Source organism: Halovenus halobia, from assembly GCF_051414135.1.
GTDB classification, from domain to species: domain Archaea; phylum Halobacteriota; class Halobacteria; order Halobacteriales; family Haloarculaceae; genus Halovenus; species Halovenus halobia.
On the sequence record NZ_JBLKOA010000003.1, the window covers coordinates 77,047 to 102,405 of the forward strand.

30 protein-coding genes are annotated in these 25,359 nt (G+C 61.6%); 18 read left to right on the plus strand and 12 right to left on the minus strand.

Annotated elements, in window-relative coordinates; translation table 11 throughout:
• Positions 1–51: 51 nt before the first annotated feature.
• A complete protein-coding gene (locus tag ACMGFM_RS09560) occupies positions 52–2,124 on the plus strand; it encodes a histidine kinase N-terminal 7TM domain-containing protein (protein ID WP_436902313.1) in 2,073 nt (690 codons plus the stop codon).
• 41 nt (positions 2,125–2,165) lie between these two features.
• Here ACMGFM_RS09560 and ACMGFM_RS09565 read toward each other — a convergent pair whose 3' ends face one another.
• Complete coding sequence (locus ACMGFM_RS09565) at positions 2,166–4,136, minus strand: aconitate hydratase (RefSeq protein WP_436902315.1); 1,971 nt, start codon at positions 4,134–4,136, stop codon at positions 2,166–2,168.
• A 24-nt stretch (positions 4,137–4,160) separates the two neighbouring features.
• On the opposite strand from ACMGFM_RS09565, the gene ACMGFM_RS09570 reads away from it, so the two are divergent.
• The 9 genes from ACMGFM_RS09570 (at position 4,161) to ACMGFM_RS09610 (ending at position 9,974) form a co-directional block, all read left to right on the plus strand.
• Positions 4,161–4,742, plus strand: a complete 582-nt coding sequence (locus tag ACMGFM_RS09570; protein ID WP_436902316.1) for a deoxyuridine 5'-triphosphate nucleotidohydrolase — start codon at positions 4,161–4,163, stop codon at positions 4,740–4,742.
• 261 nt (positions 4,743–5,003) lie between these two features.
• Positions 5,004–5,267 (plus strand): HalOD1 output domain-containing protein, encoded by a 264-nt coding sequence (locus ACMGFM_RS09575; protein WP_436902317.1) that lies wholly within the window; start codon positions 5,004–5,006, stop codon positions 5,265–5,267.
• Positions 5,268–5,348: 81 nt separating this feature from the next.
• Entirely contained in the window at positions 5,349–6,008 is a 660-nt protein-coding gene (locus ACMGFM_RS09580) for a helix-turn-helix domain-containing protein (RefSeq protein ID WP_436902318.1), read from the plus strand.
• Between the two features lie 62 nt (positions 6,009–6,070).
• Complete coding sequence (locus ACMGFM_RS09585) at positions 6,071–6,655, plus strand: conditioned medium-induced protein 4 (protein ID WP_436902319.1); 585 nt, start codon at positions 6,071–6,073, stop codon at positions 6,653–6,655.
• Between the two features lie 69 nt (positions 6,656–6,724).
• The gene (locus tag ACMGFM_RS09590; RefSeq protein ID WP_436902320.1) at positions 6,725–7,303 is read left to right on the plus strand and encodes a DUF7504 family protein; all 579 of its coding nucleotides are present in this window, start codon (positions 6,725–6,727) and stop codon (positions 7,301–7,303) included.
• Positions 7,304–7,354: 51 nt separating this feature from the next.
• Entirely contained in the window at positions 7,355–7,693 is a 339-nt protein-coding gene (locus tag ACMGFM_RS09595; protein WP_436902321.1) for a DUF7855 family protein, read from the plus strand.
• Positions 7,690–8,505: a DUF7856 family protein gene (locus tag ACMGFM_RS09600; RefSeq protein WP_436902322.1), complete on the plus strand. Its 816-nt coding sequence runs from the start codon at positions 7,690–7,692 to the stop codon at positions 8,503–8,505. The genes ACMGFM_RS09595 and ACMGFM_RS09600 overlap by 4 nt, the downstream gene beginning before the upstream one ends.
• Before the next feature lie 39 nt (positions 8,506–8,544).
• Positions 8,545–9,297, plus strand: a complete 753-nt coding sequence (locus ACMGFM_RS09605) for a DUF7857 domain-containing protein (protein ID WP_436902323.1) — start codon at positions 8,545–8,547, stop codon at positions 9,295–9,297.
• Positions 9,294–9,974: a nucleotide-binding protein gene (locus tag ACMGFM_RS09610; RefSeq protein WP_436902324.1), complete on the plus strand. Its 681-nt coding sequence runs from the start codon at positions 9,294–9,296 to the stop codon at positions 9,972–9,974. Before ACMGFM_RS09605 ends, ACMGFM_RS09610 begins: the two co-directional genes overlap by 4 nt.
• Here the strand turns inward: ACMGFM_RS09610 and ACMGFM_RS09615 are convergent.
• The 3 genes from ACMGFM_RS09615 to ACMGFM_RS09625 form a co-directional block, all read right to left on the minus strand.
• Complete coding sequence (locus ACMGFM_RS09615; protein ID WP_436902325.1) at positions 9,971–10,759, minus strand: SDR family NAD(P)-dependent oxidoreductase; 789 nt, start codon at positions 10,757–10,759, stop codon at positions 9,971–9,973. The two genes, ACMGFM_RS09610 and ACMGFM_RS09615, sit on opposite strands and share 4 nt — an antisense overlap.
• A 40-nt stretch (positions 10,760–10,799) precedes the next feature.
• Positions 10,800–11,606, minus strand: a complete 807-nt coding sequence (locus ACMGFM_RS09620; protein WP_436902326.1) for an amidohydrolase family protein — start codon at positions 11,604–11,606, stop codon at positions 10,800–10,802.
• Positions 11,607–11,700: 94 nt separating this feature from the next.
• Positions 11,701–13,044 (minus strand): PGF-CTERM sorting domain-containing protein, encoded by a 1,344-nt coding sequence (locus tag ACMGFM_RS09625; RefSeq protein ID WP_436902327.1) that lies wholly within the window; start codon positions 13,042–13,044, stop codon positions 11,701–11,703.
• Positions 13,045–13,279: 235 nt separating this feature from the next.
• Between ACMGFM_RS09625 and thsA the strand changes: the two genes are divergently transcribed.
• On the plus strand, positions 13,280–14,839 hold the full coding sequence (gene thsA, locus ACMGFM_RS09630; RefSeq protein ID WP_436902328.1) for a thermosome subunit alpha: 1,560 nt from the start codon (positions 13,280–13,282) through the stop codon (positions 14,837–14,839).
• Between the two features lie 20 nt (positions 14,840–14,859).
• Here the strand turns inward: thsA and ACMGFM_RS09635 are convergent, their stop codons facing one another.
• Genes ACMGFM_RS09635 through ACMGFM_RS09650 form a run of 4 tightly spaced genes read right to left on the minus strand, consistent with a single transcriptional unit; the run spans position 14,860 to position 18,010 of the window.
• The gene (locus tag ACMGFM_RS09635; RefSeq protein ID WP_436902329.1) at positions 14,860–16,023 is read right to left on the minus strand and encodes an MFS transporter; all 1,164 of its coding nucleotides are present in this window, start codon (positions 16,021–16,023) and stop codon (positions 14,860–14,862) included.
• A gap of 52 nt (positions 16,024–16,075) precedes the next feature.
• Complete coding sequence (locus tag ACMGFM_RS09640; protein ID WP_436902330.1) at positions 16,076–16,396, minus strand: 2Fe-2S iron-sulfur cluster-binding protein; 321 nt, start codon at positions 16,394–16,396, stop codon at positions 16,076–16,078.
• Between the two features lie 40 nt (positions 16,397–16,436).
• On the minus strand, positions 16,437–16,616 hold the full coding sequence (locus ACMGFM_RS09645; RefSeq protein WP_436902332.1) for a hypothetical protein: 180 nt from the start codon (positions 16,614–16,616) through the stop codon (positions 16,437–16,439).
• Entirely contained in the window at positions 16,616–18,010 is a 1,395-nt protein-coding gene (locus ACMGFM_RS09650; RefSeq protein WP_436902334.1) for a carotenoid oxygenase family protein, read from the minus strand. Before ACMGFM_RS09650 ends, ACMGFM_RS09645 begins: the two co-directional genes overlap by 1 nt.
• A gap of 91 nt (positions 18,011–18,101) precedes the next feature.
• Between ACMGFM_RS09650 and ACMGFM_RS09655 the strand changes: the two genes are divergently transcribed.
• The 3 genes from ACMGFM_RS09655 to ACMGFM_RS09665 all read left to right on the plus strand — a co-directional run bounded on the left by ACMGFM_RS09655 (position 18,102) and on the right by ACMGFM_RS09665 (position 20,591).
• Complete coding sequence (locus tag ACMGFM_RS09655; protein ID WP_436902335.1) at positions 18,102–19,088, plus strand: SDR family oxidoreductase; 987 nt, start codon at positions 18,102–18,104, stop codon at positions 19,086–19,088.
• 2 nt (positions 19,089–19,090) lie between these two features.
• Positions 19,091–20,341 carry an MBL fold metallo-hydrolase gene (locus ACMGFM_RS09660; protein WP_436902605.1) on the plus strand — a complete coding sequence of 417 codons (1,251 nt, stop codon included), beginning with the start codon at positions 19,091–19,093 and terminating at the stop codon, positions 20,339–20,341.
• A 61-nt stretch (positions 20,342–20,402) separates the two neighbouring features.
• Entirely contained in the window at positions 20,403–20,591 is a 189-nt protein-coding gene (locus ACMGFM_RS09665; protein ID WP_436902336.1) for a DUF5786 family protein, read from the plus strand.
• Here ACMGFM_RS09665 and ACMGFM_RS09670 read toward each other — a convergent pair.
• Complete coding sequence (locus ACMGFM_RS09670; RefSeq protein WP_436902337.1) at positions 20,588–20,878, minus strand: CPCC family cysteine-rich protein; 291 nt, start codon at positions 20,876–20,878, stop codon at positions 20,588–20,590. The genes ACMGFM_RS09665 and ACMGFM_RS09670 overlap by 4 nt on opposite strands.
• A gap of 100 nt (positions 20,879–20,978) precedes the next feature.
• Positions 20,979–21,935 carry a succinylglutamate desuccinylase/aspartoacylase family protein gene (locus tag ACMGFM_RS09675; RefSeq protein ID WP_299279641.1) on the minus strand — a complete coding sequence of 319 codons (957 nt, stop codon included), beginning with the start codon at positions 21,933–21,935 and terminating at the stop codon, positions 20,979–20,981.
• Positions 21,936–22,175: 240 nt separating this feature from the next.
• On the opposite strand from ACMGFM_RS09675, the gene citZ reads away from it, so the two are divergent.
• From citZ to ACMGFM_RS09690, 3 genes are all read left to right on the plus strand, one after another.
• Positions 22,176–23,327 carry a citrate synthase gene (gene citZ, locus ACMGFM_RS09680; protein WP_436902338.1) on the plus strand — a complete coding sequence of 384 codons (1,152 nt, stop codon included), beginning with the start codon at positions 22,176–22,178 and terminating at the stop codon, positions 23,325–23,327.
• A gap of 8 nt (positions 23,328–23,335) precedes the next feature.
• A complete protein-coding gene (locus ACMGFM_RS09685; protein WP_436902339.1) occupies positions 23,336–23,716 on the plus strand; it encodes a gamma-glutamylcyclotransferase family protein in 381 nt (126 codons plus the stop codon).
• A 75-nt stretch (positions 23,717–23,791) separates the two neighbouring features.
• Positions 23,792–24,166 (plus strand): CBS domain-containing protein, encoded by a 375-nt coding sequence (locus ACMGFM_RS09690; RefSeq protein WP_436902340.1) that lies wholly within the window; start codon positions 23,792–23,794, stop codon positions 24,164–24,166.
• On the opposite strand, the gene ACMGFM_RS09695 is transcribed toward ACMGFM_RS09690, so the two are convergent.
• Complete coding sequence (locus tag ACMGFM_RS09695) at positions 24,161–24,694, minus strand: DUF192 domain-containing protein (protein WP_436902341.1); 534 nt, start codon at positions 24,692–24,694, stop codon at positions 24,161–24,163. The two genes, ACMGFM_RS09690 and ACMGFM_RS09695, sit on opposite strands and share 6 nt — an antisense overlap.
• 169 nt (positions 24,695–24,863) lie before the next feature.
• On the opposite strand from ACMGFM_RS09695, the gene ACMGFM_RS09700 reads away from it, so the two are divergent.
• Complete coding sequence (locus tag ACMGFM_RS09700; RefSeq protein WP_436902342.1) at positions 24,864–24,986, plus strand: site-specific integrase; 123 nt, start codon at positions 24,864–24,866, stop codon at positions 24,984–24,986.
• A 92-nt stretch (positions 24,987–25,078) separates the two neighbouring features.
• Here ACMGFM_RS09700 and ACMGFM_RS09705 read toward each other — a convergent pair whose 3' ends face one another.
• Positions 25,079–25,285, minus strand: coding sequence for a DUF5615 family PIN-like protein (locus ACMGFM_RS09705; protein ID WP_436902343.1), 207 nt, complete (start codon positions 25,283–25,285; stop codon positions 25,079–25,081).
• Positions 25,286–25,359 lie beyond the last annotated feature (74 nt).

Genomic DNA, 25,359 nt, shown 5'->3' on the forward strand with positions numbered 1-25,359 from the left:
TAGTTATTCAACCAGATCTTCTACAGACTGGTAACAGGGTTGGGACCCAGAATGACGTTTCAATTTGCACCGCTTATGATCCCGTTTGTCATTTCCGCCGTGTTCATGCTCGCGCTCATGTGGTACGGCATTAGCCGTCTCCGAGAGCGGTTTGGCACGACGACGGCAGCGTTTGTCGCACTTGTCGCGTCGGCGCTTATCTGGACGATAACCCGGACACTGCAGTGGTTGTTTACGAGTGAACCGCTCACCCAGGTGTGGTTAGCGCTCCTGTACATCGGCTACGGGGGCACGACACTCTCTGTGTTCTTCTTCGGGATGGCTTTCACCGGCCGGACGGAGTGGCTGTCGCGACGGCGAGTCGGCCTCGTCCTCGCCCCCGCGGTGGCCGCGTTTGGGCTGGCAGTGACCAACGCTGCCGGGTTGCACACGTTGCTGTGGACCGGAGAGTTCACCACCATCAATGGACTGTACATCCTCGAGCGGGAGTTCCGGCCGCTGTTTTTCATCTACTACGTGTACACGATGGTCATGTTGTTCTCTGGCGTGTTCGTCCTGCTGCGGATGGCAATCGGGTCGCCGAGGATCTACCGTCGCCAGACCGCGGCCTTTGTCGTTGGGTCACTCGCGCCAGTTATTCTCGGAACGCTGTACGTGCTGCAACTTAACCCCGTGATTCCGGACTTCGTCGACCTCACGCCGGTCGGATTCGCGGTGACGGGCCTGTGTTATGGGTACGGCATCTTCCGCTACCAGATGCTCGACCTGATTCCCGTTGCTCGGGACACCGTCATCGAGAGCATGCGTGATGGGTATATCGTCCTCGACGAGAACGACCGGATCGTCGACTGTAACAGTGCTGCGACAGAGGCAATCAACCAGGATACGACCGTCGTCGGCAACAGTGTCGAGACAGTGTTCCCAGCCTGTGCCGACCTGATTTCCGAGCACGAGCACGGCACCCAGACCGAAACCGAACTCGAACTTGAAGTCGACGGACAACGGCGGTTCGTCGTCGCAAACGTCTCCTCGCTGTACGACGACGACCGGCTGATTGGCCGGTTGCTACTGATCCGGGACGTGACCGACCAGCGGGCCGTCCAAAAACGGTATCAGGCACTGATCGAGAACTCCTCGGACCTGATCACGGTGATCGACCGCGACGGGACCGTTACCTACGTCAGCCCGTCAGTGCGCAAGATTGTCGGCATCGACCCAGCGGTTGCCGAGGGCCGCAACGCGTTCGGGTTCATTCACGAAGACGACCGCGGACGTGTCAAAGACGCCTTCGAGGAACTGATCGACAACCCCGGCGAGAAGCGACGAGTCGAGTACCGCCTATCCAGCGCTGACGGCGAGTGGCTGGATATGGAGTCGGAAATCTGGAATCTGCTCGACAATCCCTTCGTCGAAGGAATCGTGACGAACGCGCGTGAGATCACCGAGCGGAAAGAACGCGAGCGAGAGTTGGCGGCGACGAACGAACAACTCAAAGAGACCAACGAGAAACTCGACCAGTTCGCGAGCGTTATCAGCCACGACCTGCGCAACCCGATCAACGTTGCAAAGGGCCACGTACAACTCGCCAGAGAGACCGGCAACGAGGAGAGTTTCGAGAAAGTCGAGCAGTCACTCGACCGAATGGAGTCGATTATCGACGACGTGCTGACGCTAGCCCGAGAGGGCGAGGAAATCAACGAAACCGAAGCGGTCGACCTCAACGCGGCCGTTCGGGAGGCGTGGGAGTACGTCGAGACTGACGACGCAACGCTCGAACTCGTCGACGAGTGTACTGTCGAGGCCGACCGGGACCGACTGCTCCAACTGCTCGAAAATCTGGTCCGCAATGCCATCGAACACGGCGGCTCAGACGTTGTCGTCCGCGTCGGTTCCTCCTCGGACGGGTTCTACATCGAGGACGACGGACCGGGCATCCCCGAGGAGATGCACGACGAGATTTTCGAGTCCGGCACGACGACCAATGCCAACGGCACTGGACTGGGGCTGTCAATTGTCACAGCAATCAGCGAGGCCCACGGCTGGTCGGTCAGCGCAACAGACGGGACCGACGGCGGCGCACGCTTCGAGTTCAGTGGCGTCGGCTGTCTCGAACCTGCCGAGTAGCGCCGCTATCGGCGGCAAAAAAAAGTGAAGAAGGTGAGCGATTAGTCGTCTGCGGGCGCGCCGGTTCCGTCGTCGTGCTTCTGTTTGACGTGTGAAAGCTTCCCACCGTCAGCGAGGATTTCTCGCTCACGCTCGGAGGCTTCGAGGAAGCCAGTTGCTTCCCAGTCGTCGTTGACGCGGATGGTGAACTCCTCCTGTCCGGAGGCGACGGCGTCGGAAACGTCGTCGACAATCTCGATGTTGTCGCCCTGGTCGATTTTCGCGTAGGTCTCCTCGTCGATTTCGAGCGGCAGCAGCCCGAAGTTGAAGAGGTTCGCCTTGTGGATGCGGGCGAAACTCTGTGCGAGGACACCCTCGACGCCGAGATACATCGGACAGAGCGCGGCGTGCTCACGCGAGGAGCCCTGACCGTAGTTCTCGCCGGCGACGAGGAAGCCGCCGTCACTGTCGAGTGCGCGCTGCGCGAAGGTCTCGTCGACTCGCGAGAGCGTGAACTCGGACAGTTTCGGAATGTTCGACCGGTACATCAGGATGTCCTGGGTCGCGGGAATGATGTGGTCGGTCGTGATGTTGTCCTCCATCTTGAGGAGGGTCTCGCCTTCGAGATGGCTGTCGAGGGGGTCTTTCAGCGGCACGTCGCCGATGTTCGGCCCTTTGACGAGGTCGTCGTCGACAGCGTTCTCTGGCTCGATGATGTCGTTCTCTGCGCCCTCGTACTCTTCTGGGAGTTCGAGACCGGGTGCCTCGAGGTCGCCGAGTTCGTCGGCGAGGTCGCGTGGGTCGACGATTTCGCCCTTGATCGCGGCTGCGGTCGCCACTTCCGGCGAGCAGAGGTAGACGTTGTCGTCTTCGATACCCGAGCGGCCCTCGAAGTTCCGGTTGAACGTTCGCAGCGAGACGGAGTCGGAACCGGGCACGTGGCCGATACCGATACAGGCACCACAGGTGGCCTCAGAGAAGTTGACACCGGCTGCCATCATCTCTGCAGTCCAGCCCTGTCGGGCCAGCATCTCGCTGGATTTCTTCGAACCGGGTGCGACGATCATCTCGGTCGAGAGGTTGATCGAGCGCCCTTCGAGCATCTTCGCGGCCGGGAGGATGTCGACGTAGCCACCGTTGGTACAGGAGCCAACGATAACCTGCTCGACGTCCTCGCCTTCAGCCTCGCTGACCGGGACGACGTTGTCCGGCATCGACGGCTGGGCGACCATCGGCTCGAGGTCGGAGAGGTCGATGGTGATCGAGTCGTGGTACTCGGCGTCGTCGTCAGGCTGCAGCTCCTCGTATTCCTCGCCACGGCCGACGCGGTTGAGGTAATCCTGCGTCTGCTCGTCGGTCGGGAAGATCGACGAGGTGGCACCGAGTTCGGTACCCATGTTGGTGATCGTCATCCGCTCCGGTGCCGACAGTGTCTCGACACCCGGACCGGTGTACTCGAAGATCTTGCCAACGCCGCCCTTGACGGAGAGTCGGCGCAGCATCTCGAGGATGACGTCCTTGGCGGTTGCCCACTCGGGCAGTTCGCCTTCGAGTCGAACCTCGGTGACTTCCGGCATCTCGATGTAGTAGGAGCCCCCACCCATCGCGACGGCAACGTCCAGTCCGCCCGACCCGATGGCGAGCTGACCGAGTCCACCCGGCGTCGGGGTGTGACTGTCCGACCCCAGCAGCGTCTTGCCGGGTGCGGCGAAGTTCTCTCGGTGAACGTTGTGACAGATGCCGTTTCCGGGTCGCGAGAAGTACGCGCCAAATGTACCGGCCGCAGATCGCAGGAAGCGGTGGTCGTCCGTATTCTTAAAGTCGAACTGATAGGTCTGGTGATCACAGTACTGTGCGGCAAGCTCGGTCTGAACCTCGTCGAGGCCAAGCGCCTCGAACTGCAGCCAAACGAGCGTCCCGGTCGTGTCCTGTGTCAGGACCTGGTCGATCTCGATACCGATTTCCTCACCAGGCTCAAGTTCGCCCTCAGTGAGGTGGTCGTCGAGGATCTTTTCCGTTAGTGTCTGTCCCATAGCGTTTGAACTACGACCATCCGTATGCATAAATCATGTTGTTCGTGCGTATTTGGCCACGAGCGCTCGAACACGGCAGAGAGCTTCTCAGCCGCCCGCACGAACAACCAGCAGTGTTTTTTATCAGCCGACGGAGAGGGCAGTATGTTCAAAAGCGGTGCATTCGTCGCCGACCAGCTCGGTGACTTACGCGAAGACCAGCGCCAGCCAAACGGTGTCGACCTCACCCTCGACGCCGTCTTCGAGCAGACCGAAGCAGGCCGAATCGGCCGCGACGGGAAAACTGTCGGCGACCGACGCCAACTCCCGGTCGAGGAGGGTGCGTACCGTCTCGAACCGGGCGGCTATATCGTCCAGTACGGTGAAGAGGTGCGGATTCCCGACGACCACGTCGGCTTCCTCTATCCCCGGTCGTCGCTGTTGCGCAACTCCGCCATGCTCGATACTGCCGTCTGGGACGCGGGCTACGAGGGCCGCGGCGAAGGACTGCTGGAAGTCTACCACGACATCGAACTTGAACCGGGCGCGCGGATTGCGCAACTGGTGCTTGCCGAGGCCGACCACGTCGGCGAGTATGACGGCAGCTACCAGGGAGAGAATCTCTGAGTGCACTGGCAAAATATCACTTGCTTATACAACATACATATAAACAGCCTGAATTAACCTGCAGCATTCCTATATGCACACCCCCACTAAGGCAGGTGCAGTGGTTGGGGGAGCAAGACTCGGACCGTGCCTCTGACAATCCTGACCGACAGTTTTTATCCTCCAACCCGCATTTTCCACGCGAAACACCCCCGAAAGCCGTGGCTTCTCGCTGTGAAAGTGCTCGGAGAGCATTTATACCAGATACGTCTACGCTATGGTATGAGTCCTACAAACGGGGAGGCATATATCATGCAGGACACCGACGAGGAGTGGGTGAGTCCAACGCCGGCAACGGCGGCTATCGCGGACGCACTCGCTGCGGCGACTGACCTCGAGGAGTCAGATCTCGAGGATATTGCCGACGACATCGACCACGGGAGACTCGAAGAACTACTTGCAGGAGACAGCGGCGAAGAGACGTTCACCATCGAGGGCTACGATGTCACGGTCGATTCGAGTGGAGATATCTCCGTCGACACGTGAGGACTGGTCTCGCTACCCCATATAAAACACCCAATATATTCGGGGTGTATCGATTGGCCGCTAGAGCGAAAATAGAGAGATATGCCAGAGGCACGCCTTCAGATCACACTGCCAGAGGAAGTCTGGATTGGTCGGCTGAGCCGCCGGTACCCGGACAGTCAGTTCCGAATTCTCGCCGCGCTCGCGGACGGCGACGTCGGTGTTGGCCTTGCCGAAATACACAGCACAGTCCTTGAGGATGTACTCACAGACATGCGCGCGTTCGAGGGTGTCCGTGATGTCGACATCCTGAACGAACCCGGGGAGAGCGCGCTGGTCCAATTCGAGACTGAACAGCCGCTGTTACTGTTTGCAGCCCGGGATTCAGGCGTCCCGCTGGAGATGCCGGTCGAACTTTCCGACGGAACGGTGACCTGGACGGTGACGGCACCGAGTGACCGACTGTCGGAACTGGGCACACAACTCCGGGCGCTCGGGCTCTCCTTTAGCATCGACTACATCCAGCAGGAGGTTGCTGACGAGCAGTTGCTCACCGACGCCCAGCTCAATATTGTCGAGACAGCAATCGAGGCAGGCTACTACGAGACGCCACGAACCTGTTCGCTGACGGAACTTGCAGAACAGGTCGACCGAGCGAAATCGACCGTCAGCGAGACGCTGCACCGCGCCGAGAGCAAGATTATCACGGAATTCGTCAGTGAACCCGGAGACGACGCCCCCGACGTGGCACTGTTGCAGTAGCCGACACCACGGGAGCGTCACCACCACGTTTTATATGTGAGTCTCGATGACAAGATGGAACGATGGACGAGAAAACCGAAGAGCTTCGTGACATCTTTCTCTCGGTATCCGACGAGGAGTCGGTCACAGAGCTCCAGAGCGAGGACCGAGGGACACTGCTCGGGGGATCGGGGGGCGACCTGGCAGCGGTGGTCGAGGACATCCGCGAGAAGTTTGGCTTCGAGCTGTCGCTGTCCCAAGACGAGCGCCTGCGGCTGATTGAGGGGTTCTACGACGACGCTGACGACGAGCAGTTGGCAGCGACGCTTGAGCTCGACACTGAGACAGTGTTTCGTGCCCGGATGGAGCTCCATCTCCTGCGCGAGGACGAACCACATCTCGACGCGGAGACAGTCGAGCAGATTCGAGAGAGCAACAGCGCGCCCGAGGAACTCGCTGCGGAGCTTGGCGTGAGCGAGCAGGCAATCCAACGGTGTCGAGCCATCCTCGACGCACGTGAGCGGTCCCGGCGCGTGAGCCACCGGTTCCGAACCGCCTACGAAGAGCGGTTGACTGACACCGACCTCACCGACCATCTCGCGGCTGACGCAGCCGAAGACGGGCTCGACGGAGCGACAGAAGGCGCCGAGACGAACACGGACTTCTAGCTGAGCCGAACGGAAAGACAAAGCTGGTTTATATCAGGACAGACAATACCAGAGCACTTGGGAAGAGGAATGGCAGGAATACGCACACAGCTGTCGGGGGCGACGAACATCCTGCTCGAGGAGCCGTCACTCGGGGGTGGGCGGGATGTCTGTACGTCGCTGCTAACCGAGGAGGACGGGCCACCGAACGTGTTGTTCGTCACGTTCACGCGACAAGCAAGCGCCTGTGTTGGACAGTTAGACGGAGAGACCGTCAACAACGTCGGTGTGATTACTGTCGGTGACGCGTCGGCAGCAGTCGACGACGACACGGTTGTCACGGACACAGTATCGACACCCAGTGACCTCACTGGACTGGGAATCAGTATCGGAAAGTTCCTCTCGGAGTTCGACGAGCAGGTGCTGGTCTGTTTCGATTCGCTCACATCGATGCTGCAGTACGTCAACGTCCAGACGGCCTACGAGTTCCTGCACGCGATTACCGGCCAGATTCATGCGGCCAACGCCCGCGCCCACTTCCACATCGACCCGAACGCACACGGCGACCAGGATGTCGCCGCCATCGCTTCGCTGTTCGACGCCCGCGTCGCGCTTGGCGACGGCGACCCTGAGGTCCAGACCCGCCAGTTGCTCGAATCGAGCGCGTAATACTGGTTAGAAATAGTTACTTTTAGGTAGCCTGTCACGTATCCGTCTCGTGTGCTGTTGGTCGTCACGTACTCGCGGGCTGCCAGACAGTCGCTCAGGAATATCTGCCGAACGCACGAAGCGGCCGTCGTCCGCCGATTCGGCCGGGCCGCGCTGCTGACCGAAACCGAATTCGGGGCCTTCCAGGCACTCAGACTCCAGGCAAAACACGGCGAGGCGGTCCAGATTGAGCAGACCCAACCGTTCAACGAGTTCGAGGCGGTGCCCGAAACGGTTCGCGACGCTGCTACTGCGTACGAGCAACGCGACCAGTCGGCCGTCCCGTACACGGCGTTTGCCACCGGCAGGGAATTCCCGGCGCCGGAGGAGATGAAACAGACGGAGCTATGATCTGTCGAATTGGCTCGGTTACCCGGTGTGGGTCGGCGGTGAGGGTGCAGCAGGACGTTGCGACTGAACGCCTCGTCGCTGCCGTCCGTAGCGCGGAGCCGAGTGCGAAGACGACCGTTGATTGCAAGCCACCCAGCCCGGTCCACGACCGTATCGGACACGTCCACGCCGAGATGAAACTGCGGACGCGGACAGCGCTGGCTGCGGCCGGCCGAACCCGTGGGTACGAAACGCCATACGACGACGATATCGAGCGTCTCGAGCGTGAACTGTCCGCAGTTTCGGTCGGAGAAACAGCAGCGAAGAGCTACCGGCAAGAACTCGCAGACCAGCGCGAGGAGACAGACGCGCTGCGGGAAGCGGTCGCGGCGACACGGGGCCGACTCGCCGCCCACCGCGAGCACGGCCTCGATACCGAGGAACTCGAACGCGAACTCGAAGCGAAAGTTCGTGAGCTGGCCGAAATCGAGACGAGCGCCACCGCCGCCAGCCAGCAACTCGAGCGCACGCGCGAGAAGGCACAAACCAACCGCGACCGACGGGAGCGGAAGTTCAAGCTGGAAGACCAGCTGGCGAATCGTCGCCGTGACGCCCGGCGCTGGCTGGTCGACCAACTCGAGTCGGAGTACGAACGAGCGGTCCAGAAGTTGACCGGAGCGCAGACTGACCCATACAGATGCAAGCCAACGACGGCGAGTCTTGCAGTGGGAAAAGTTGCGGACTACGACGCGCCGCTGGTACTCGAAACTTCACCGTTCGAGTCGGCAGACGCTGCCCACGACTGGCTTGGTGGCCCGGTTATCTGTCTGTGAGTACAACGGTTTATAACCAATCGGGCGACCACGCCCGGTATGCCGACACTCGACTGGGCGTGTGACCGGACAGACGGCGTGACCTTCGTCGAACTCCGGGTTACGGGTGAGACGGGCCAGCGAGTTCGCGTCGAGAGCACGCTCGAACCGGTCTGGCCGCCACGGCGACAGGGTCAGCCAGCCGCCGGCTGGGACGGCACGAGCTTCGAGGGCGAGATCGAAGACGGCTCGCTTGTCGTTGGGTACGCTTCACCGGCGGAACCATCCGACCCGCCAGCAGAGCTACAGGAGGTTTCTACAGCCGAGGAGACAATCGACCCCGGAGACGTCGTCCGTGCGCTCGGCCCTGGGACGCCGCCTCGTGACGCTGTTCCACGGGAAGTGGGGAGCGTTGCTGATGAAGAAAGCGGTCAGCCCAAGCAGATAGCCTCGGCTGGGGGACAAATGGAGCAAACGGCCACAGCCGAGCAACAGAATCACCAGACTGCCTCGTCCCCAGAACCGCCCGACAGCAACGAGCCAACTCCGGGACTCCCCCCTGCAGTCGAGGCGTACTTCACAGCAATCGAGCAACGGCTCGCGGCCGCGGAGCAGTTGTCGAACTCGGAGACAGTCGAGCAGGCCCGCGAGGCTGTCTGTTCAGCCGGCGGAATGGGTGCTGTCGACGGACTCGACGAGCAGTTACAGGCCGACAGGGCGCGACTCGAACGACTCGGCGAGCGCCAGCGTGCGCTGACGAAACGGCTGAGCCGAACAGAGATCCCGGTCACCCATCTCGAACGGCTCGCATGATTCTCGCAGTCACGGCGGGAAAAGGCGGCGTCGGAAAGTCGACAGTAGCGTACAACCTCGCGGCCGAGTTGGATGGGGTAGCCGTCGACGCAGACCTCGGAATGGCAGATTTACCCAGCGCACGCGGCCCCGACCTGCACGACGTGTTGGCAGGGCGTGCCAGTCCGCTCGAAGCCGTCCAGCAGGTCGGCTCCGTTTCGATACTCCCGTGTGGCCGCACGCTTGCGGGCGCTCGCGGGGCAGACCCGGCAGCGCTCGTGGATGTCGTCGAGAGTGTCGGGAAGCGATACGGCTGTGTCGTTATCGACACCCCGGCAGGGTTGCGCAGCGACGCGGGCGTTCCGCTGCTTGCAGCCGACGCCTGTTTGCTGGTGACGCGACCGACCCGTCCCGCTGTCGCGGACGCCGTCCGGGCCCGCGAACTCGCACGGGTGGTGGAAACACCGCTGGTCCGTGTTGCACTCAACAGAGTCGACCCCTCGCGAGTCGGCGAGGAGACTCGCCGCGGGCGGCGACTCGCGGAGACACTCGGTGCACCGGTCAGAAAGATTCCAGAATCAGAGATAGTGGCCCGCGCACAGCGGTCGGGCCAGCCAGTACGTGCCGTTGATGGCACTGCGGTCGCAGCCGAACAGTTCGAGCGACTCGCTGGCGAGGTCCGACGCGCGCTGGCCTAGTTGTCCAGTCCGAGGTTCGTGCTCATCGAGTTGCCCGGCCGCGGCGTCCCTTTGACCGTGATGGTTTCGCCGTTGATGAACGCCGCTGCGTCGCTCGCGAGGAACTGAGCGACGTCTGCAACATCTTCGGTGTGGCCAATTCGGCGCTGGACTTCGTCCCGCGGTGGCATGTCACTCTCGTCGATACCGAGCGTTTCGGCGACGCCGGGCGTCTGAATCAGGCCAGGCGCGATACAGTTGACCGAGATACCGTACTTGTCCCACTCCGTCGACAGTGTCTCCGTGAGCCGGATGATTGCGGCCTTGGAGGCGGAGTAATGGCTCTCGTTGGGCGCGGCGTGTTGGCCGTTGACACTGGAGATGTTGATGATGTCGCCGCCGTCGTTCTCACGCATGTACTCACCAGCGGCCTGCGTGCAGTGGCGCGTCCCGTGGAGGTTCAGGTCAACGATGGATTTCCAGCCGTTCTCGCTGATATCTTTGAACGGTGCGACGAACTCGCCGCCGGCGTTGTTGACCAGCAGGTCGAGGCCGCCGAACTCCTCGACAGTGGCCTCGACGTACTCCTCGACAGAGTCTGCCTCACGGACGTCGCACTCCATCGCGAAGGCCGTCCCGCCGTCTGCTTCGATGCCCTCGGCGACAGGGTCGACCCGTTCCTGTGCACGCGAACAGATCGAGACGTTTGCGCCTGCCTCGGCGAGCGTCTCTGCGATTGTCTTTCCGATACCCTGGCTCGCTCCTGTGACGATTGCGTTGCGGCCGTCGAGACTGAATTTCGACATACTGAGTTCGTTTCGGGCCTGCTACGTATGTCTATCGGCATCAGGGAGCCAGCGCCTCGAACAGCCGAGCGGCATTTTTCGAGAAGACCTTTCGCATCGCGTCCTCGGGCACGTCGAGCGTGAGAATTTCCATCACGGCGACATTCGGGTGGATTTCCGGCGCACCGCTGCCGAAGACGACCTGTGAGGGGTGTTCCATCAGCGCGCGTTCGAGCGGGTCACGAGTCCGGACGAGGCTCGTGTCGAGGTAACACTGCTCGTGGCGGTCGAGCAGGTCGATTGCGGCGTCCATCATCGCCTCGTTGCTGGGATAGCCGCCACAGTGAGCGATGATGACCGGGAAATCGTAGCCAAGTAGTGTCGTTTCGATAGCCGACGGCGGACAGTCCTCGCCGCCGTAGGTAATCAGCGGAAGACCGGCGTCGTCAAGTTGGGCGAGCACTTCCTCGTCAGGCATACCGTCCGCTGCGGGGTCAAGGACAAAGCCGTAGAAACGGTCCTCGTAGGCATACTGTTCGATATCGTCGGGAGAAGTGTGGTCGTCCGAGCGCGAACTGGCGAGGTTTCGGAGTCGGGAGGTCGCCCCCTGACCGGGGTCGCGGGTCCCGTTGATCCGCGCAATCGGACGAAAGGGCCGGTTGACCGCCAGTCGGGCGGCGGCGTTGTTCGCCTTGACGTACGAGCTATCCCGTATTCCCGGAAACACGAGCGACTGGACGATTCCTGCCTGTTCCATCTCGACTTCGAGCTGCTCGGCGTCACCCAGCCCACGCGGCCGGCGCGTCTCGTCCGGTTCCAGTATCACGTGCGTGTCAACAACGCGAAATCCGTGCTCCAGCTCCAGCATCTACCCCGGCCAAAGAGGCGGGGGTACTTAACTCCCTGACCGCCAGTTTCGAGTGTTGAATTTGGGGGCAGTAAGACGGGTTTGTCGAATCGCGTTACTCACAGTTCTCGCCGAGGTTAGTGCGCCGTTTGAGTAGATAGCCAGCGCCGCCGAGTCCCGTCAGCGCCGAAACGAGTCCGAAGCCGGGGCCGCCATCGTCTGAACTACTGGAGCCGTCGTCACCAGACCCATCGTCGCCAGCGCTGTCATCGCCGGACCCGCCGTCCATATCTGAGCCACTCTCCGAGCCGTCCGTGCCCCCGGAATCAGAGCCGCCGTCGGTCGAGTCATCGCTGTCGTCCGTGCTATCGTCACTGGAGACCGCTCCCTGATAGGTCGTTTCGATAGTGATGAAGCGCCCGTCGCTGGAAACCGAGCGTTCGTCAGCCTGCCCACCGACGCCAGAGAGCACACTCTCGCTCGAAGCACTCGTACTCGGGTGGGTGAAGACAGAGGTCGCGCTGATTGTTCCGGCAGAGAGGTCGTAGGAGTTCGACTGCGTGTAGCCCGTGAGCTGGGCGTTTTCGATCGCTGTGTAATCAACCAGGAAGCTGTTTTGATCGTTGATCTGGAATTCGCCATCGATGGCGTAGCTGGTTGTACTGAAATCACCGTGACCGGCAGCCGAGAGCTGGCGGGCAACGTCGCTGTTCTGTTCGTGCAGTCTGGGTTGCTGTCCTCGCCCAGTCTCGCGAACGGTGGCGACTAGGTCGACACTCGGTCCGGCAATGATATACTCCTCAGTCCACGTGAGCGCGATTGTGATATCCTGCTCAGTGTCACTGTATCGCGGGTCGGCACCGACGAAGACGCCGGCGGTGCTCGACTCGGTAAGTGGACTCTCTGCAACGGCAGCCGCGAGCGCGTCTGTATCGTACGAGCCCTCGCTGACCGAGACACCGACACCGAGCGCGCCGGTACTGATTGCGGTGACGCGCTCAGTCAGCAGGTCGGGAAGTCCGTCCGGAGCCTCTTGCTGGTTCACGACTGTTGCGGCCGGAATCGCGTCGCCGAAACCGAGCCGGCCGAACAGCGTAAATGGCGTAATCGTGGAGATGATAGCGAGAATCTGGGGCTCGAACTGGAAGCGAACCGTCTCTGAGCTCTCTCCGGTTGGATTTGGCTCGGCAATCAGGAGCTCAAAGAGCCGCGAGAAATCGACACTTGCGAACTCAGTGGCCCCGTTTGGCAGGACAAACCGGTCATCTCCGGCCGGGACAAAGTCTGCGTAGTCGGGGACCGACCCCATCTGCGCCGCCGTGGTCCCGCTGAAGAAGCCAAGACCAGCGGCGGTAAGCGCTCCCGCGGAGCTTTTGAGTACGCGCCGGCGAGACAGTCTCGAGGCCGGTGGTTCAGCGTCGTCGGTCTCTCTCTGCTGGCTGCGGCGAAACTCTCGCATATCCGAGTAGTGGTCTATACCATTGATAAATCCTTCAGCCGAAGTGTCAGCAAGGCTTGATGATTGCACGGCATTGGGGTGCTGGCAGTCAATAGGAGGACAAGTTCCGGTGTCGAGACGGGCCGTTCAACAGTGTGGAGTGTCGTTGCGCTACCGATAAAACAACATTTATATAGAACCGCAAACGATGTTTCAAGTGAGGTAATTACCAATGTCACAATCTGGCCAGCGACGCATGGGTGGACAACCTATGTTTATTCTTAGCGAAGATTCAGAGCGTACGCGGGGTGACGACGCACAGTCGTCGAATATCTCCGCCGGAAAGGCAGTTAGCGAATCTGTACGGACCACTCTCGGTCCACGCGGGATGGACAAGATGCTCGTCTCCGACGACGGGGATGTCGTCATCACTAACGATGGTGCGACGATTCTCGACGAGATGGACATCGAGCACCCGGCCGCACAGATGCTCGTCGAAGTCGCCGAAACACAGGAAGAAGAGGTCGGCGACGGCACAACAACAGCGTCGATTCTCGCGGGAGAGCTCCTCTCACAGGCCGAGAGCCTGCTCGAAGAGGACGTGCACCCGACGACGATTGTCGAGGGCTACCACAAGGCGTCGACCATCGCCCACGAAGCCATCGACGACGCCGTCATCGCGACGGACCCGAACGACGACCAACTGCTGCAGGTCGCCAAATCGAGTATGACCGGCAAGGGGACCGGTGACCTCGGTGCAGAAGACCTCGCACAGACAGTCGTCGACGCTGTTACGCAAGTGAGTTCCGACGCCGGTGTCGACCGTTCAGCCATCACGGTTCACACGCAGGTCGGCGCGACCTCGAGTGCAACCGAACTCGTCGAGGGGGTCATTGTCGACGAGGAACGACTGAGCGAGGAGATGCCGCGGTCGGTCGAAGACGCACAGATCGCCATCATCAACGAAGACCTCGAAATCAAGGAAGCCAACGTCGACGCCGAGTACCAAGTCTCGAACGTCGACCAGCTCAACGCCGCTATCGAGGCCGAGACGGGCCAGCTTGAGGGGTACGCCGAGGCCCTCGCCGACAGTGGTGCTGATGTTGTCTTTGTCGACGGCGACATCGACGACCGCCTGACGGCTGACCTGGTCAGCCACGGGCTGCTCGTCTTCGAGGATGTCGACAGTGACGCTATCGAGTCGGTGCGAGCCGCAACCGGCGCGACTCGCGTTGGCTCCGTCGACGCCATCGAAGACGACGACCTCGGCAGCGTCGAGAACGTCAGCGTCGAGAAATACGACGACGAAGAGCAGGTCTTCATCGAAGGTGGCGCAGCGACCAAGGCCGTGACGGTCTTCGCTCGCGGTTCGACCGACCACGTTGTCGACGAACTCGAACGCAGCCTGATGGACGCACTCGACGTCGCCACGGCCGCACTCGACGCCGGCGGTGTCGTCGGCGGCGCAGGCGCTATCGAGATCCAGATTGCCGACCGCGTCCGTGACGAAGCCGCTGGCATCGAGGGCCGCAAGCAGCTGGCCGTCGAGGCCTACGCCGACGCTGTCGACGTGATCCCACGCACGCTCGCGGAGAACACCGGCATGGACCCAATCGACGCGCTGGTCGACCTGCGCGCCGAGCACGATTCGGGAACGACGGCTGGCCTCATCAGCGAGGGTCAGACCGGTATCGTCGCAGACCCAATCGAGCACGGTGTCCTCGACCCCGCCGCAGTCAAACGCGAGGCTGTCGAGAGCGCCACGGAAGCGTCGACGATGATCGTCCGAATCGACGACGTCATCGCCTCGAACTAACTCGGCTTCCGAACTGATTTTTATTTGCGTGTCGCGACGAGTAGCCCAGCGAGTCCCACCAGCGCCGCGAGTGCTGCCGCGCCGAAGACGCCGCGGATACCCAGAGCCGGAAGAAGCGGGCTGAACAGAACCGGCGAGAGAAACTGTCCGGTGTAGCCTGCCGAGGCGAGATAGGAACTGAACTGGCCCTGTTTGTCCGCCGGTGCGAGTGCTTCAATCCACGAGAATGCAGAGGGAAAGACAACGCCGAGCCCCAGCCCGAAGGCGACGACTGCGGGGACTGCAGTCAATGCCGACGTTGCGAGTGTCGCGCTGGCGAAGCCAAGACTCCACAGGAGCAGCGCCGTGCCGACGAGACGAATCCGAGTTGTCCGGCCGAGCAGGCGGTCGTAGCCCGCCGCGGTGATACCCCCAGCTAGCCCGTTCGCCGAGAGATAAAGACTGATCCCGACCGAGGAGGTGACGCCGAGGCCGTTCAACAGCTGCGGGTAGAAGACGACGATACTGTACAGCAGCGCATTCGCGCCGAAGTACAGCAGATAAACCGAGAGAATTCCCGGTCGGTTTCGGACGACCCCAACAACTTCCCTGAGGCCGCCGCTCTCGTCGGTCTCGTCGCTGTCGTCACTGCTTGGCTCAGGGATGGTAACGACCGCAAGCACGCCAAGCGGGACCGCGAGCAGGTAGACACCGAAGGGTGCCTGCCAGGTGAGCGCGCCGAGTGCACCGCCCAACAGCGGCCAGATGACCGCGCCGACGCTGTTCGCGCTGGAGCGCAGCCCCAGCACCCGGTCCATCCGCTGGCCCTGGTAAATACGATAGATCAACACCGTCAGCCCGGTGTAGATGAACGCGACGCCGACACCGAGGGCGGCCCGGGAGAGCAACAGCGGGAGAAAGGAGTCGACGAACAGACCAGCACCGCCCCCGACGCCGTACAGCAAGAGACCGACAATGTAGGGCCGACGGGGGCCAACACGGTCGATTATCGTACCGGCGATGGGACTGACGAGAACGATTAGCGCCCCGTGAGTTGTGATAATCAGCCCGGCGAGTGATTCCGAGACCCCGAGATTCGACTGGATTGACGGGACAACGGGGCCGAGAATCGCGCCAGCCATCACCGTCAGCGTCGCCGAGGCCAACAGCACCCACAGCGTCGCGCGCGTCTCGCCAGCACTCATTGGCTGGCGTTCGGGCCAGCAAAGCTAACACAGTTGCGGTCCCGGAGACTGCTCACTCCTCGACGTGCTGGCCCCAGAAGCCGTCGTGTTTCTCGACGGTGAGGTCGCCCTCGACAGTGGTCTGGCAAGCAAGCCGGAGTCCGCTGTCGGGGTCGTGCGGCGGGACAGACAGTCGGACGCGTTCGGTTGCCGTTGGCTCACTCACCTCGCCGTCAATTTCGACTGCACAGGTACCACAGCTCCCGAGTCCGCGGCAGTTGAACTGGCTGGCGCGGCCGTTGTACACCGACAGGTCGGCGTCGCGGAGCACATCTCGCAGTGTGGCACCGGCTTTGCACTCGATTTCGGCTCCCTCGAACCGGACAGTGGGCATACCTCTTGTAGGGGGATGGTGGGTTTCGGTGTTTCGGCGGTTACTTGTCCCAGATAGAGGCTGCCCGGCGGAGTCGAGCGAACAACAACACCGCGATGAGCAGATAGACACCCAGTGCAACGGGCACCAGCGACTCGGCGAGTACCCACAGCGCCGCGAGCAGTGACCCGCCCAGAAACAGAAAGACCAGCGTCCCAGCGGCGAGTTTGTCGGCGTCCATTACTGGGGGAAAAAGCGGCCGTGGAAGCCGAAGGGATTGTGATGCGGGACCGGTGCGCGGGCCAGTTCGTCGAGTGTCGCCGCGTCGAGCACGAGCAAGACAGACCGCTCGGTATCGACATCGAGCGCCGGGGCAAGGACAACGCCGTCGTCTGCTGCGTCGCCGTCAGGCCGGGGTACCATCCACGGTTCCTCGACGTAGAGGTCACGCTGCCAGAACTCCGTCGCGGTCTCTCGTTCGGTGTCGACTTTGACCAGTCCGTTCGCGCCTTCGCGGTCGGTCGCCTGCGCGTAGACGTAGCGATGCTGCTTCGTCTGTCTGTCTGCTCGTACTGTCGGGAGTTCGAGACCGCCGTCGTAGAGTCGTCGCCGGGAGACGCCGTCGGGGCCGAGCCGGAACCGCACAAATCGGCCGGGCGGTGCAGCGTCGAAGCCGTCGGTTGCGAGTGTCTCCAGGGAAAGCGCGTCGACAATTGTGGCGTCGTCGAAGGCAACCAAATCCAGCACCGTCTCCTCGCCGTCGTCGTAGGCGTTGATTGTATGGAAGGTGAAGAAGGGGTCGACAGTCTGGTCGAGAACAGTCTCACCGCTCTCGCGGTCGATGACCACGAATCGGGTATCGGCGTCGTCCTCCCAGTCCAGGAGTTCGAAAAAGCCCTCGGTGAACGGCGAGAGTGCACGGAGGATGTTGATTCGCAGGGGTGTTTCGACGAGGACCAGTCGAGACGCGCTGACGCCGACGCTGTGGATGTAGGCGGGTGAGTCGGTCGGAATCGAGGCGATTTCCTCGCGGCGACGGCTCCCATCCGGAATCTCGAAGAAGAGATACTCGTGGCTGCGGCCAAACGAGAGGCCGTGACCGACGTGGCCGCCGTCCGGGTCGGCAACAAGATGGGCCGTAATCATGTCCATGTCGAGGTCATCTTCGAAGGCAAATGGGCCGCTGTCGTCGAGGCCATCGTTGAATCGGACCCAGCGAGGTACCTCTGTCTGGGCGACGTACTCGCCGTCGAGGCGGGCGACGTGAACGTTGGCGTTGTCGGTCGGTTCCGGCGGGCCGAGACGTTTGAGCCAGCCGAGCAGTTTGCCGACGCCGCTGCGGTCGGTCGCAAACTGGCCAGTTGGCTGGCCGGCCATCGCGTCTGCGTACGCTTCCGAGCGGAGAAACCGATTCGAGTACTCAACCTCGCCGTCGGCGAACTCGTATTTCCGAATCATTGCGAGGCCGTCGAACCAGTGCCGCAGGCGAGCGTCCCCACCCTCGAATTTTCCGGGGCCGTTCCGGAGGAGGGTGCCGGAGAGCCACGCTGGTATCGACCCCTCGACAGGAAGGCTGTACTCGTGTAGTTCCCTGTCGAGAGAGCGAAATCCCGGCATGAAGGCGTTATCTGACACAACGTTCGGTTGGGCTGGCGAGCGCATAATCCTGTGGGTCACGGTGCGACCGACCCGCGGCGTTTTTGTTCGTTCCGGGAGAGGATACCGTATGGAGATTCTCGTCACTGGCGGTGCAGGTTTCATCGGCGGCCATCTGGCCGAACAGTTCGTCGCGGACGGCCACGACGTGCGCGTACTCGACAACCTCGACCCGTTCTACGACGTTGGGATTAAACAGCACACGATCGAGCGGTGTCAGGAAGTTGCCGCGGACGGCGACGGCTCCTACGAGTTCATCGACGGCGATGTGCGAGATGAGGAGACGGTCACCGAAGTCGTCGCTGGCGCAGACATGGTCTACCATCAGGCGGCGCAGGCCGGCGTTCGACCGAGCGTCGAAGACCCGCGAAAGTACAACGAGGTCAACGTCGACGGAACACTGAATGTTCTCGATGCGGCCCGAAACTCGGGCGTCGAGCGAGTTGTCTACGCTTCATCGTCATCGGTGTACGGGAAGCCAAAGTACCTGCCCTACGACGAAAAGCACCCGACGACACCGGTGAGTCCCTACGGAGCCTCGAAGTTGGCCGCCGAGCGGTACGTCTGTGCGTACAACGAAGTCTACGACATCAACACTGTTGCGCTGCGGTATTTCACCGTCTATGGCCCGCGAATGCGACCAAATATGGCCATCTCGAATTTCGTCTCACGCTGTCTCAACGGCAACGCGCCCGTCATCTACGGCGACGGGACGCAAACGCGAGATTTCACCTTCATCGAGGATGTCGTGACCGCAAACAAGACGCTGCTGCACGAAGACGCCGCCGACGGCGAAGCACTCAACATCGGGAGCACGGACAACATCGAAATCAAGGTGTTAGCAGAGGAGATTCGCGATATGCTCGCCCCCGAGCTGGATCTCGAGTACGCCGAACGTCACGACGCCGACGCCGAACACACCCACGCTGGCATCGAGAAAGCCGCCGAGTTGCTTGGCTACGAACCGACGCACACCATCCGCGAGGGCGTCGAGGAGTTCGTCGAGTGGTATCAGGCGAACGAGGAGTGGTACGAACCGCTCGTGCTGGCCTCCTGACGATGGATGTCGAGTTTCTTGGCGGCGCTGGAGAGGTCGGCCGGAGTGCACTGCTAGTCAACGACTCCGTGCTGTTGGATTACGGCATCAAGACCGACAATCCGCCGCAGTATCCGATTGGTGATGTCGACCCCGAGGCTGTCGTCGTCAGCCACGGCCACCTCGACCACTCGGGGGCAGTCCCTGCGTTGTTGCGCGGGTCGAACCGGCCGCCGGTCCACTGGACGCCACCGACACGGGCGCTCGCGCTCCGACTGGCTGAGGACACACTGAAACTACACGGCAACACGCCACAGTGTCCGTTCACCGAGACCCACGTCCGACGGCTCACGCAAGTCTCGGAAACCCACGGCTATCGCGAGTCCTTCGGGGCCGCCGGCCACGAGATTACCTTCTTCAACGCCGGCCACATCCCCGGGAGTGCACACGTCCTTATTGACGACGGCGAGACGCGCCTGCTCTATACGGGCGATTTCTACGCGAACGAGAAGTCGACTGCGCGCGGACAACGACTCGTCGAGTCGACAACTGCCCGGCCAGAAGCGGACGCGGTTATCACAGAGAGCACGTACCACGACGTGAGCCACTCCGACCGCGAGCAACTGGAGGAGCGCTTCGTCGAGAGTGTCCAGACGACAGTCTGGGAGGGCGGAACGGTTATCGTTCCGGTGTTCGCAATCGGGCGCGCCCAAGAGATTCTGCTCATCTGTGCCGACAACGACATCGACTGTTATCTCGACGGGATGGCCACGGACGTGACGCGGACACTGCGGCAGTATCCGGGGTACGTCCGCGACGCCAAGGCGCTACAGCGGGCCGTCTCGAACGCCCGCTTTGTCACCGGCAAACACGGCCAGCGGTCGCGACTCACCGACAAGAACACCGTCATCCTGACCACGGCCGGGATGCTCGGGGGCGGCCCCGTCGTCTCCTATATTCCCCAGATTCGCCAACACCCAACGAACAAAATTGCGCTGACTGGCTATCAGGTCGAGGGGACGCCCGGCCGCGAACTCGTCGAAACCGGCCGTGCAGAGTTCGACGGCCGCGTCTTGCCCGTCAGCGCACAGGTTGAGCAGTACGACTTCTCCGCCCACGCCGACAGCGCGGGCTTGCGTGCATTCCTGGACTCGTATCAGGAAACACCGGTCGTCGTCAACCACGGCGACGACTGTGCGGGCTACGCCGAAGAACTCGCCGACGACGGCTTTGCGGTGTCAGCACCCGAACTAGGCGAGACGCTGTCGTTGTGACCGAGTCACAAAATCTCAAAAACCGGAGACTCTTTCAGTGTCGCTACGCAACTCCGAATGTATGGGTTTTGGAAGCTACGATGAATCCGAGCAGGAAAATCCGGATACAGACGACATCGACGACAACGACGGCGTCTCCGTCCACGAGCATACCCACGAAGGTGAGGTCTCCTTCGAGTCCGACGCCAGCCAGGACGAGTTGCTCGACAAACTCGGAGAAATCAAAGACAACGAAGACGAAGACGATTAATACGGCCAGTTAGGGTCCCGGGGCTCGTCGCCGGGGTCGCGGGTGTCATCGACGACGCCCTTGCTTGCGGCACCAAATTCCTCGAAATTCTTCCGCGCACGATGGAGTGACACGTGATTCGTGTCGCTGACGAATTCTTCGTCGGCAAACTGTATCGGGTCGTCCATCCAGTGACAGACCGGACACACCTCGTAGGAGCCGGGCTGAGATTCTGTGAGGGTGAGATACCCGCAACACGGACAGTAGCCGAGTTCGCGCGCTGCGGGGTTGCCCGGCTGTTCAGACATAGCAAGTGGTATGACATCGTGGCACAAATACGTGGGGGACTGTTTGCTGTCGGACAGGCTGTGCGCAGGATGGGGAACGCGTGCGAGCGGTCCAGCGCGGTCAGTACGTATCGATATCGGTCCCAACCGAGCAGACGTATTCGCCGGTGGCAACCTGTGGAAGCCGGCGTGTTCGCCAGAAGACGCCGCTAGAGTCGGCGGTAACAGAGGCTTTCGTGTCGCCGAACACGTCGGTAATCTCGAACAGCGTCTGGCGTCGGCTCACTCGTTCGCCGAGTTCGACGTTGAACTCGACAAGGCCGCCGTTTGGTGCGCCATACTGCTCGAAGCCGCTCGCGCGGGTCTGGCCTTCAGGGTGACTCGTCCCAGGCAGGAAGTCGTAATAGTTCAGCACGTTGAACACACCCTCGACGCCCTTCTGGACACTTTCTTTGTCGAGACCAACCGACCCGCCGAGTTCAGGGTCGACCGTCGGAATCCCGTCGTCGGGTGCGGCGCGGGCGAGTTGTCCCTCCGGCCCCTTCTGGTCGAGAATATGTCCACAGCCGAAGACCTTCGCAAGTTCGAGACAGTCCTTGTGGAGACGATGACGGCGGCCGCACCGAACTCGGACTTCGTTGATCATCCGTGAGGTTGAGCCCTGGTGCAGGTCGAGCACGAGGTCAGCACGGCTCGCGGCGTCGAAGGTAGCGGCCGCGATGCGTTCGGTGGAGGTGCCGTTCTCGTTGCCGGGATATGTCCGGTTGAGTTTCGTGTCGTCGATCGGGTTGCGATGTTCGTTGTGCTGAAAGGCGAAGTAGTTCGCGATGCCGACAATCAGAATCGTCCCAGAGAGTTCGGTCGGGTCGATCTGTGGGACCACCCGCCGAATAACGCCGATACCATTGAGTTCGTCGCCGTCGCTGCCGGCCTGCAGATAGAGCGTCTTCCCGTCGCGTGCGCCGTTGATCACCGCGACCGGCAACCCGACCTCGCTCCCGTCAGGACCCTCACCGACAGGGAGTTCGCCGGTGTCCGCGTCACCCGGGTCGGCACGCGCCGTGCCTAAACTCGTCATTAACGAATATCGACGGTCCCACGGTCTTTAGCCGTTCGGTCTCCGTCGCGCCATCGGCCGCCCGAGTGAGGGCGAACTGGATAACTTTCGGAAAGTTCGGCGACTGTCGCGTGATTGTCGTCGGGTTCGTCGCCAAAGTGGATAATCATTTGATCAGTTCGGCGTACTGAGAACAGAGCCAGGGCCGCAACGAATCGAAAGATAATGATTTATCCCACACGATGGGAAAGTAGGGATATAATGTCCGACCAACTCAAGAAGGGCCTCGAAGGCGTGCTCGTCGCCGAGTCGTCGCTGAGCTATATCGATGGAGACGCCGGCAAACTCGTCTATCGTGGATACGATATCGAAGACCTCGCACGAAACGCGAGTTTCGAGGAAGTGCTCTATCTGCTCTGGAACGGTGAACTCCCGACCGAAGAGGAACTCGCGGAGTTTGCCGACGGACTCGCCGAAGAGCAGGCGATCGACCAGGGCGTCGTCGACACACTGGAGACGCTTGCGGCACAGGGTGAGCGGCCGATGGCCGCGCTCCGAACCGGTGTCTCGATGCTCTCGGCGAGCGAGCCAGAGGCCGACGCTGACCCAGAGGACCTCGACGCCGCCCGTCGGAAGGGCCGACGCATCGTCGCGAAGATTCCGACTATCCTCGGCGCGTACGACCGACTCCGCCGCGACGAGGAGCCTCTCGACCCCGACCCGTCGCTGTCTTACGCCGGCAACTTCCTCTACATGCTCACCGGCGAACAGCCCACTGCGGTTGCAGAAGAGACGTTCGATATGGCGCTGACGCTACACGCCGACCACGGACTCAATGCCTCGACGTTCACCGCGATGGTTATTGGCTCGACGTACGCCGATGTCTACAGCAGCCTGACCGGCGGTGTCGGCGCGCTGTCCGGTCCACTACACGGCGGCGCGAATCAGGACGTCATCGAGACGCTGCTCGAACTCGACGAGAGCGGCAAGGACCCGCTCGCGTGGGTCAAAGAACAGACCGAGCAGGGTCGGCGTATCCCCGGCTGGGGCCACCGCGTCTACAACGTCAAGGACCCGCGTGCGAATATTCTCGAGGCGAAACTGCAGGACCTCTCTGAGGAATCCGGCGAAACGAAGTGGCTCGACTACACCGCGACCATCGAGCGATTCCTGACCGAGGAGAAGGGGCTGCCCGAGAAAGGAATCGCGCCGAACGTCGACTACTACTCCGGCGCGGTCTACTACCAGCTCGGTATCCCGATCGATATGTACACCCCGATTTTCGCAATGGCCCGCTGTGGTGGGTGGCTCGCACACGTGCTTGAATACCAGGATGACAACCGTCTCATCCGCCCGCGTGGCAGCTACGTCGGTCCGGAGAGCCGCACGGTCACCCCAATCGACGAGCGATAGCGAGCGCTGTGGACGTCTTCGTCTACGGAACGCTCACCGAGCCCGACCGAGCCGCGGACCTTCTTTCTGAGTGGCGCTACTGCGGCGAAGCCGTACTTGAGGGACTGCACTGCGTCGACGGCCAGTACCCGACGCTGTTGCCCGGCGGCAAGACCGACGGCCGGATTCTCTCGACGCCAGAACGTGACGCACTCGACCGCTACGAAGGAGTCGAGAGTGACCTCTACGTCCGCGTGACGGTGCCGTGTGCTGAGGAGGGCGCAGTACAGGTGTACGTCGGCGACCCTGACCGACTCGGCGTGGCCGAGCGGTGGCCCGGCACTGGGGCGTTTCCGGACCGCGTGCGTGCGTATCTCGACACAGCGGAGGTACGCGTTCGAGACTCGTAGGCCCGGACCTCTCAGTTAGCGCCACCGTTCAAGAAAGTAACAAGGATGAAGACGGCAGAGCCATAGACAGTGTATATGGGTACCGAGCCAACACGTGTCGAGGATATTATGTCCTCGCCAGTCGAGACGATTTCTCGAACCGCAACAGTGAGCGACGCTGCAGCCAAGATGCGCGAACACAATATCAGCGCCCTGCTCGTCACGACGAGTCCGCCGGCGATTATCACCAGCACGGACATTCTCGACGCCGTCGCCGACGGAACCGACACGTCAGGACTCGACGTGACAGAGCTGATGACCGAGTCCGTCGAGACGGTGCCACCAGAGTTGCAGGTGGGCGAAGCAGCGGCGATGATGACGAACTTCGGGATCAAACACCTGCCAGTCGTCCGGGGCGGTGACTACGTCGGCATGATTTCCTCGACCGACATTGCTGCCCAGGTCTCATAACTCGAAGGCGAGCGTATCGCCAGATTCGACCCCGCGGTCGGTCGTCCAGTTGTAATTTACTTCGAGGACGTACTGGCCGAAGCCGGGATACTCCTGTTCGTTGCCGTTCTCATCCGGACCGGGTTCGGGGGCGTGGTGGATATCAGTAATTGTTCCGTCAACATCCGCGTAGACGATATCGATGGGGAAGTCCATCTCACGCATAACGAAGGTGTGGCTGTCTGCTGAGTCGAAGACGAACAACATTCCGCGGTCCTCGGGGAGGGATACAGTGCCGCTGAGGCCGGTGTACCGTCGGTCCGGCGTGTCTGCGATGGCTGCGGTGACCGAGCCCAGCGTCTCACCGTCGGACTCGACGCTGACCTCGGTTGTCTCGTAGCTTTCGTGGACTTCTTGCTCGTCAGTCGTGTTGTCGTCAGCTTCGGGCTGCTCCTCTTGGGGGGCGTCGTCAGAGCCGACACAGCCGGCGACCGTTGCGCTCCCGGCTACGAGCGTCGCTATCAGCAGTTGGCGGCGAGATGGGGGCATCGGTGGCTTGTCCGATTGTATGGCGGCAGTAATCAAGAGGGTGGCGTCGGCACGCGTATGTACTCCAGTAGCTCGATTCGAGTCGACGAGGATTTGTCCGTGGTAGTGAATTGTACCGGGGGCGAGCGGTGCGAACCTCCGGCTTTTTTCACCATCGGGAGAGCACGCAGTGTTTGCACTTCTCTGGGAGACGGGTATGCGGATTGGTGCGGCGAATTCCCTCGATGTCGAGGATGTCGATACCGACGGCGAACGCTCGATAAACACTACGACAAACGAACGATGGAAGTGAAATTGGAGCAGGGGAGGGGCTATCTCGACAAGATGTAGCGGATCGAGGTCGTCGCCGAACTACCCCCAGCTAATTTATTGGGCAACGGACGGTCACTCGTGGAGCCAGTCGTACCACTCCCCGAGATCAACGAGTTGGTTTGTAATCCCGTCGATTCCGTACTGATTGAACACCTCGTCGACGGTGCGAGCAAGTCCTTGGGGGTCAGTGTCCGGGAGTTTCTGGTCGTAGTAGAGAAGGATTCCCGCGTGGTCGTACTCACGGTGCAGTGGCTCGAAATCTTTTGCGTTGTTCGTCAAGAGGACAGTGCCAGACTTACAGCACCACTCGACCAGTTAGCGTCAGTCGTATGTTCACCGAACCGGTCTTTCGC

Excerpts from the sequence above, each read along its gene's own strand:
- ACMGFM_RS09560 (WP_436902313.1), top strand. The coding sequence starts at position 52 with ATGACGTTTCAATTTGCACCGCTTATGATCCCGTTTGTCATTTCCGCC.
- ACMGFM_RS09565 (WP_436902315.1), bottom strand. The coding sequence starts at position 4,136 with ATGGGACAGACACTAACGGAAAAGATCCTCGACGACCACCTCACTGAG.
- ACMGFM_RS09570 (WP_436902316.1), top strand. The coding sequence starts at position 4,161 with ATGCATAAATCATGTTGTTCGTGCGTATTTGGCCACGAGCGCTCGAAC.
- ACMGFM_RS09575 (WP_436902317.1), top strand. The coding sequence starts at position 5,004 with ATGAGTCCTACAAACGGGGAGGCATATATCATGCAGGACACCGACGAG.
- ACMGFM_RS09580 (WP_436902318.1), top strand. The coding sequence starts at position 5,349 with ATGCCAGAGGCACGCCTTCAGATCACACTGCCAGAGGAAGTCTGGATT.
- ACMGFM_RS09585 (WP_436902319.1), top strand. The coding sequence starts at position 6,071 with ATGGACGAGAAAACCGAAGAGCTTCGTGACATCTTTCTCTCGGTATCC.
- ACMGFM_RS09590 (WP_436902320.1), top strand. The coding sequence starts at position 6,725 with ATGGCAGGAATACGCACACAGCTGTCGGGGGCGACGAACATCCTGCTC.
- ACMGFM_RS09600 (WP_436902322.1), top strand. The coding sequence starts at position 7,690 with ATGATCTGTCGAATTGGCTCGGTTACCCGGTGTGGGTCGGCGGTGAGG.
- ACMGFM_RS09605 (WP_436902323.1), top strand. The coding sequence starts at position 8,545 with ATGCCGACACTCGACTGGGCGTGTGACCGGACAGACGGCGTGACCTTC.
- ACMGFM_RS09610 (WP_436902324.1), top strand. The coding sequence starts at position 9,294 with ATGATTCTCGCAGTCACGGCGGGAAAAGGCGGCGTCGGAAAGTCGACA.
- ACMGFM_RS09615 (WP_436902325.1), bottom strand. The coding sequence starts at position 10,759 with ATGTCGAAATTCAGTCTCGACGGCCGCAACGCAATCGTCACAGGAGCG.
- ACMGFM_RS09620 (WP_436902326.1), bottom strand. The coding sequence starts at position 11,606 with ATGCTGGAGCTGGAGCACGGATTTCGCGTTGTTGACACGCACGTGATA.
- ACMGFM_RS09625 (WP_436902327.1), bottom strand. The coding sequence starts at position 13,044 with ATGCGAGAGTTTCGCCGCAGCCAGCAGAGAGAGACCGACGACGCTGAA.
- thsA (WP_436902328.1), top strand. The coding sequence starts at position 13,280 with ATGGGTGGACAACCTATGTTTATTCTTAGCGAAGATTCAGAGCGTACG.
- ACMGFM_RS09635 (WP_436902329.1), bottom strand. The coding sequence starts at position 16,023 with ATGAGTGCTGGCGAGACGCGCGCGACGCTGTGGGTGCTGTTGGCCTCG.
- ACMGFM_RS09640 (WP_436902330.1), bottom strand. The coding sequence starts at position 16,396 with ATGCCCACTGTCCGGTTCGAGGGAGCCGAAATCGAGTGCAAAGCCGGT.
- ACMGFM_RS09645 (WP_436902332.1), bottom strand. The coding sequence starts at position 16,616 with ATGGACGCCGACAAACTCGCCGCTGGGACGCTGGTCTTTCTGTTTCTG.
- ACMGFM_RS09655 (WP_436902335.1), top strand. The coding sequence starts at position 18,102 with ATGGAGATTCTCGTCACTGGCGGTGCAGGTTTCATCGGCGGCCATCTG.
- ACMGFM_RS09660 (WP_436902605.1), top strand. The coding sequence starts at position 19,091 with ATGGATGTCGAGTTTCTTGGCGGCGCTGGAGAGGTCGGCCGGAGTGCA.
- ACMGFM_RS09665 (WP_436902336.1), top strand. The coding sequence starts at position 20,403 with ATGGGTTTTGGAAGCTACGATGAATCCGAGCAGGAAAATCCGGATACA.
- ACMGFM_RS09670 (WP_436902337.1), bottom strand. The coding sequence starts at position 20,878 with ATGTCTGAACAGCCGGGCAACCCCGCAGCGCGCGAACTCGGCTACTGT.
- ACMGFM_RS09675 (WP_299279641.1), bottom strand. The coding sequence starts at position 21,935 with ATGACGAGTTTAGGCACGGCGCGTGCCGACCCGGGTGACGCGGACACC.
- citZ (WP_436902338.1), top strand. The coding sequence starts at position 22,176 with ATGTCCGACCAACTCAAGAAGGGCCTCGAAGGCGTGCTCGTCGCCGAG.
- ACMGFM_RS09690 (WP_436902340.1), top strand. The coding sequence starts at position 23,792 with ATGGGTACCGAGCCAACACGTGTCGAGGATATTATGTCCTCGCCAGTC.
- ACMGFM_RS09695 (WP_436902341.1), bottom strand. The coding sequence starts at position 24,694 with ATGCCCCCATCTCGCCGCCAACTGCTGATAGCGACGCTCGTAGCCGGG.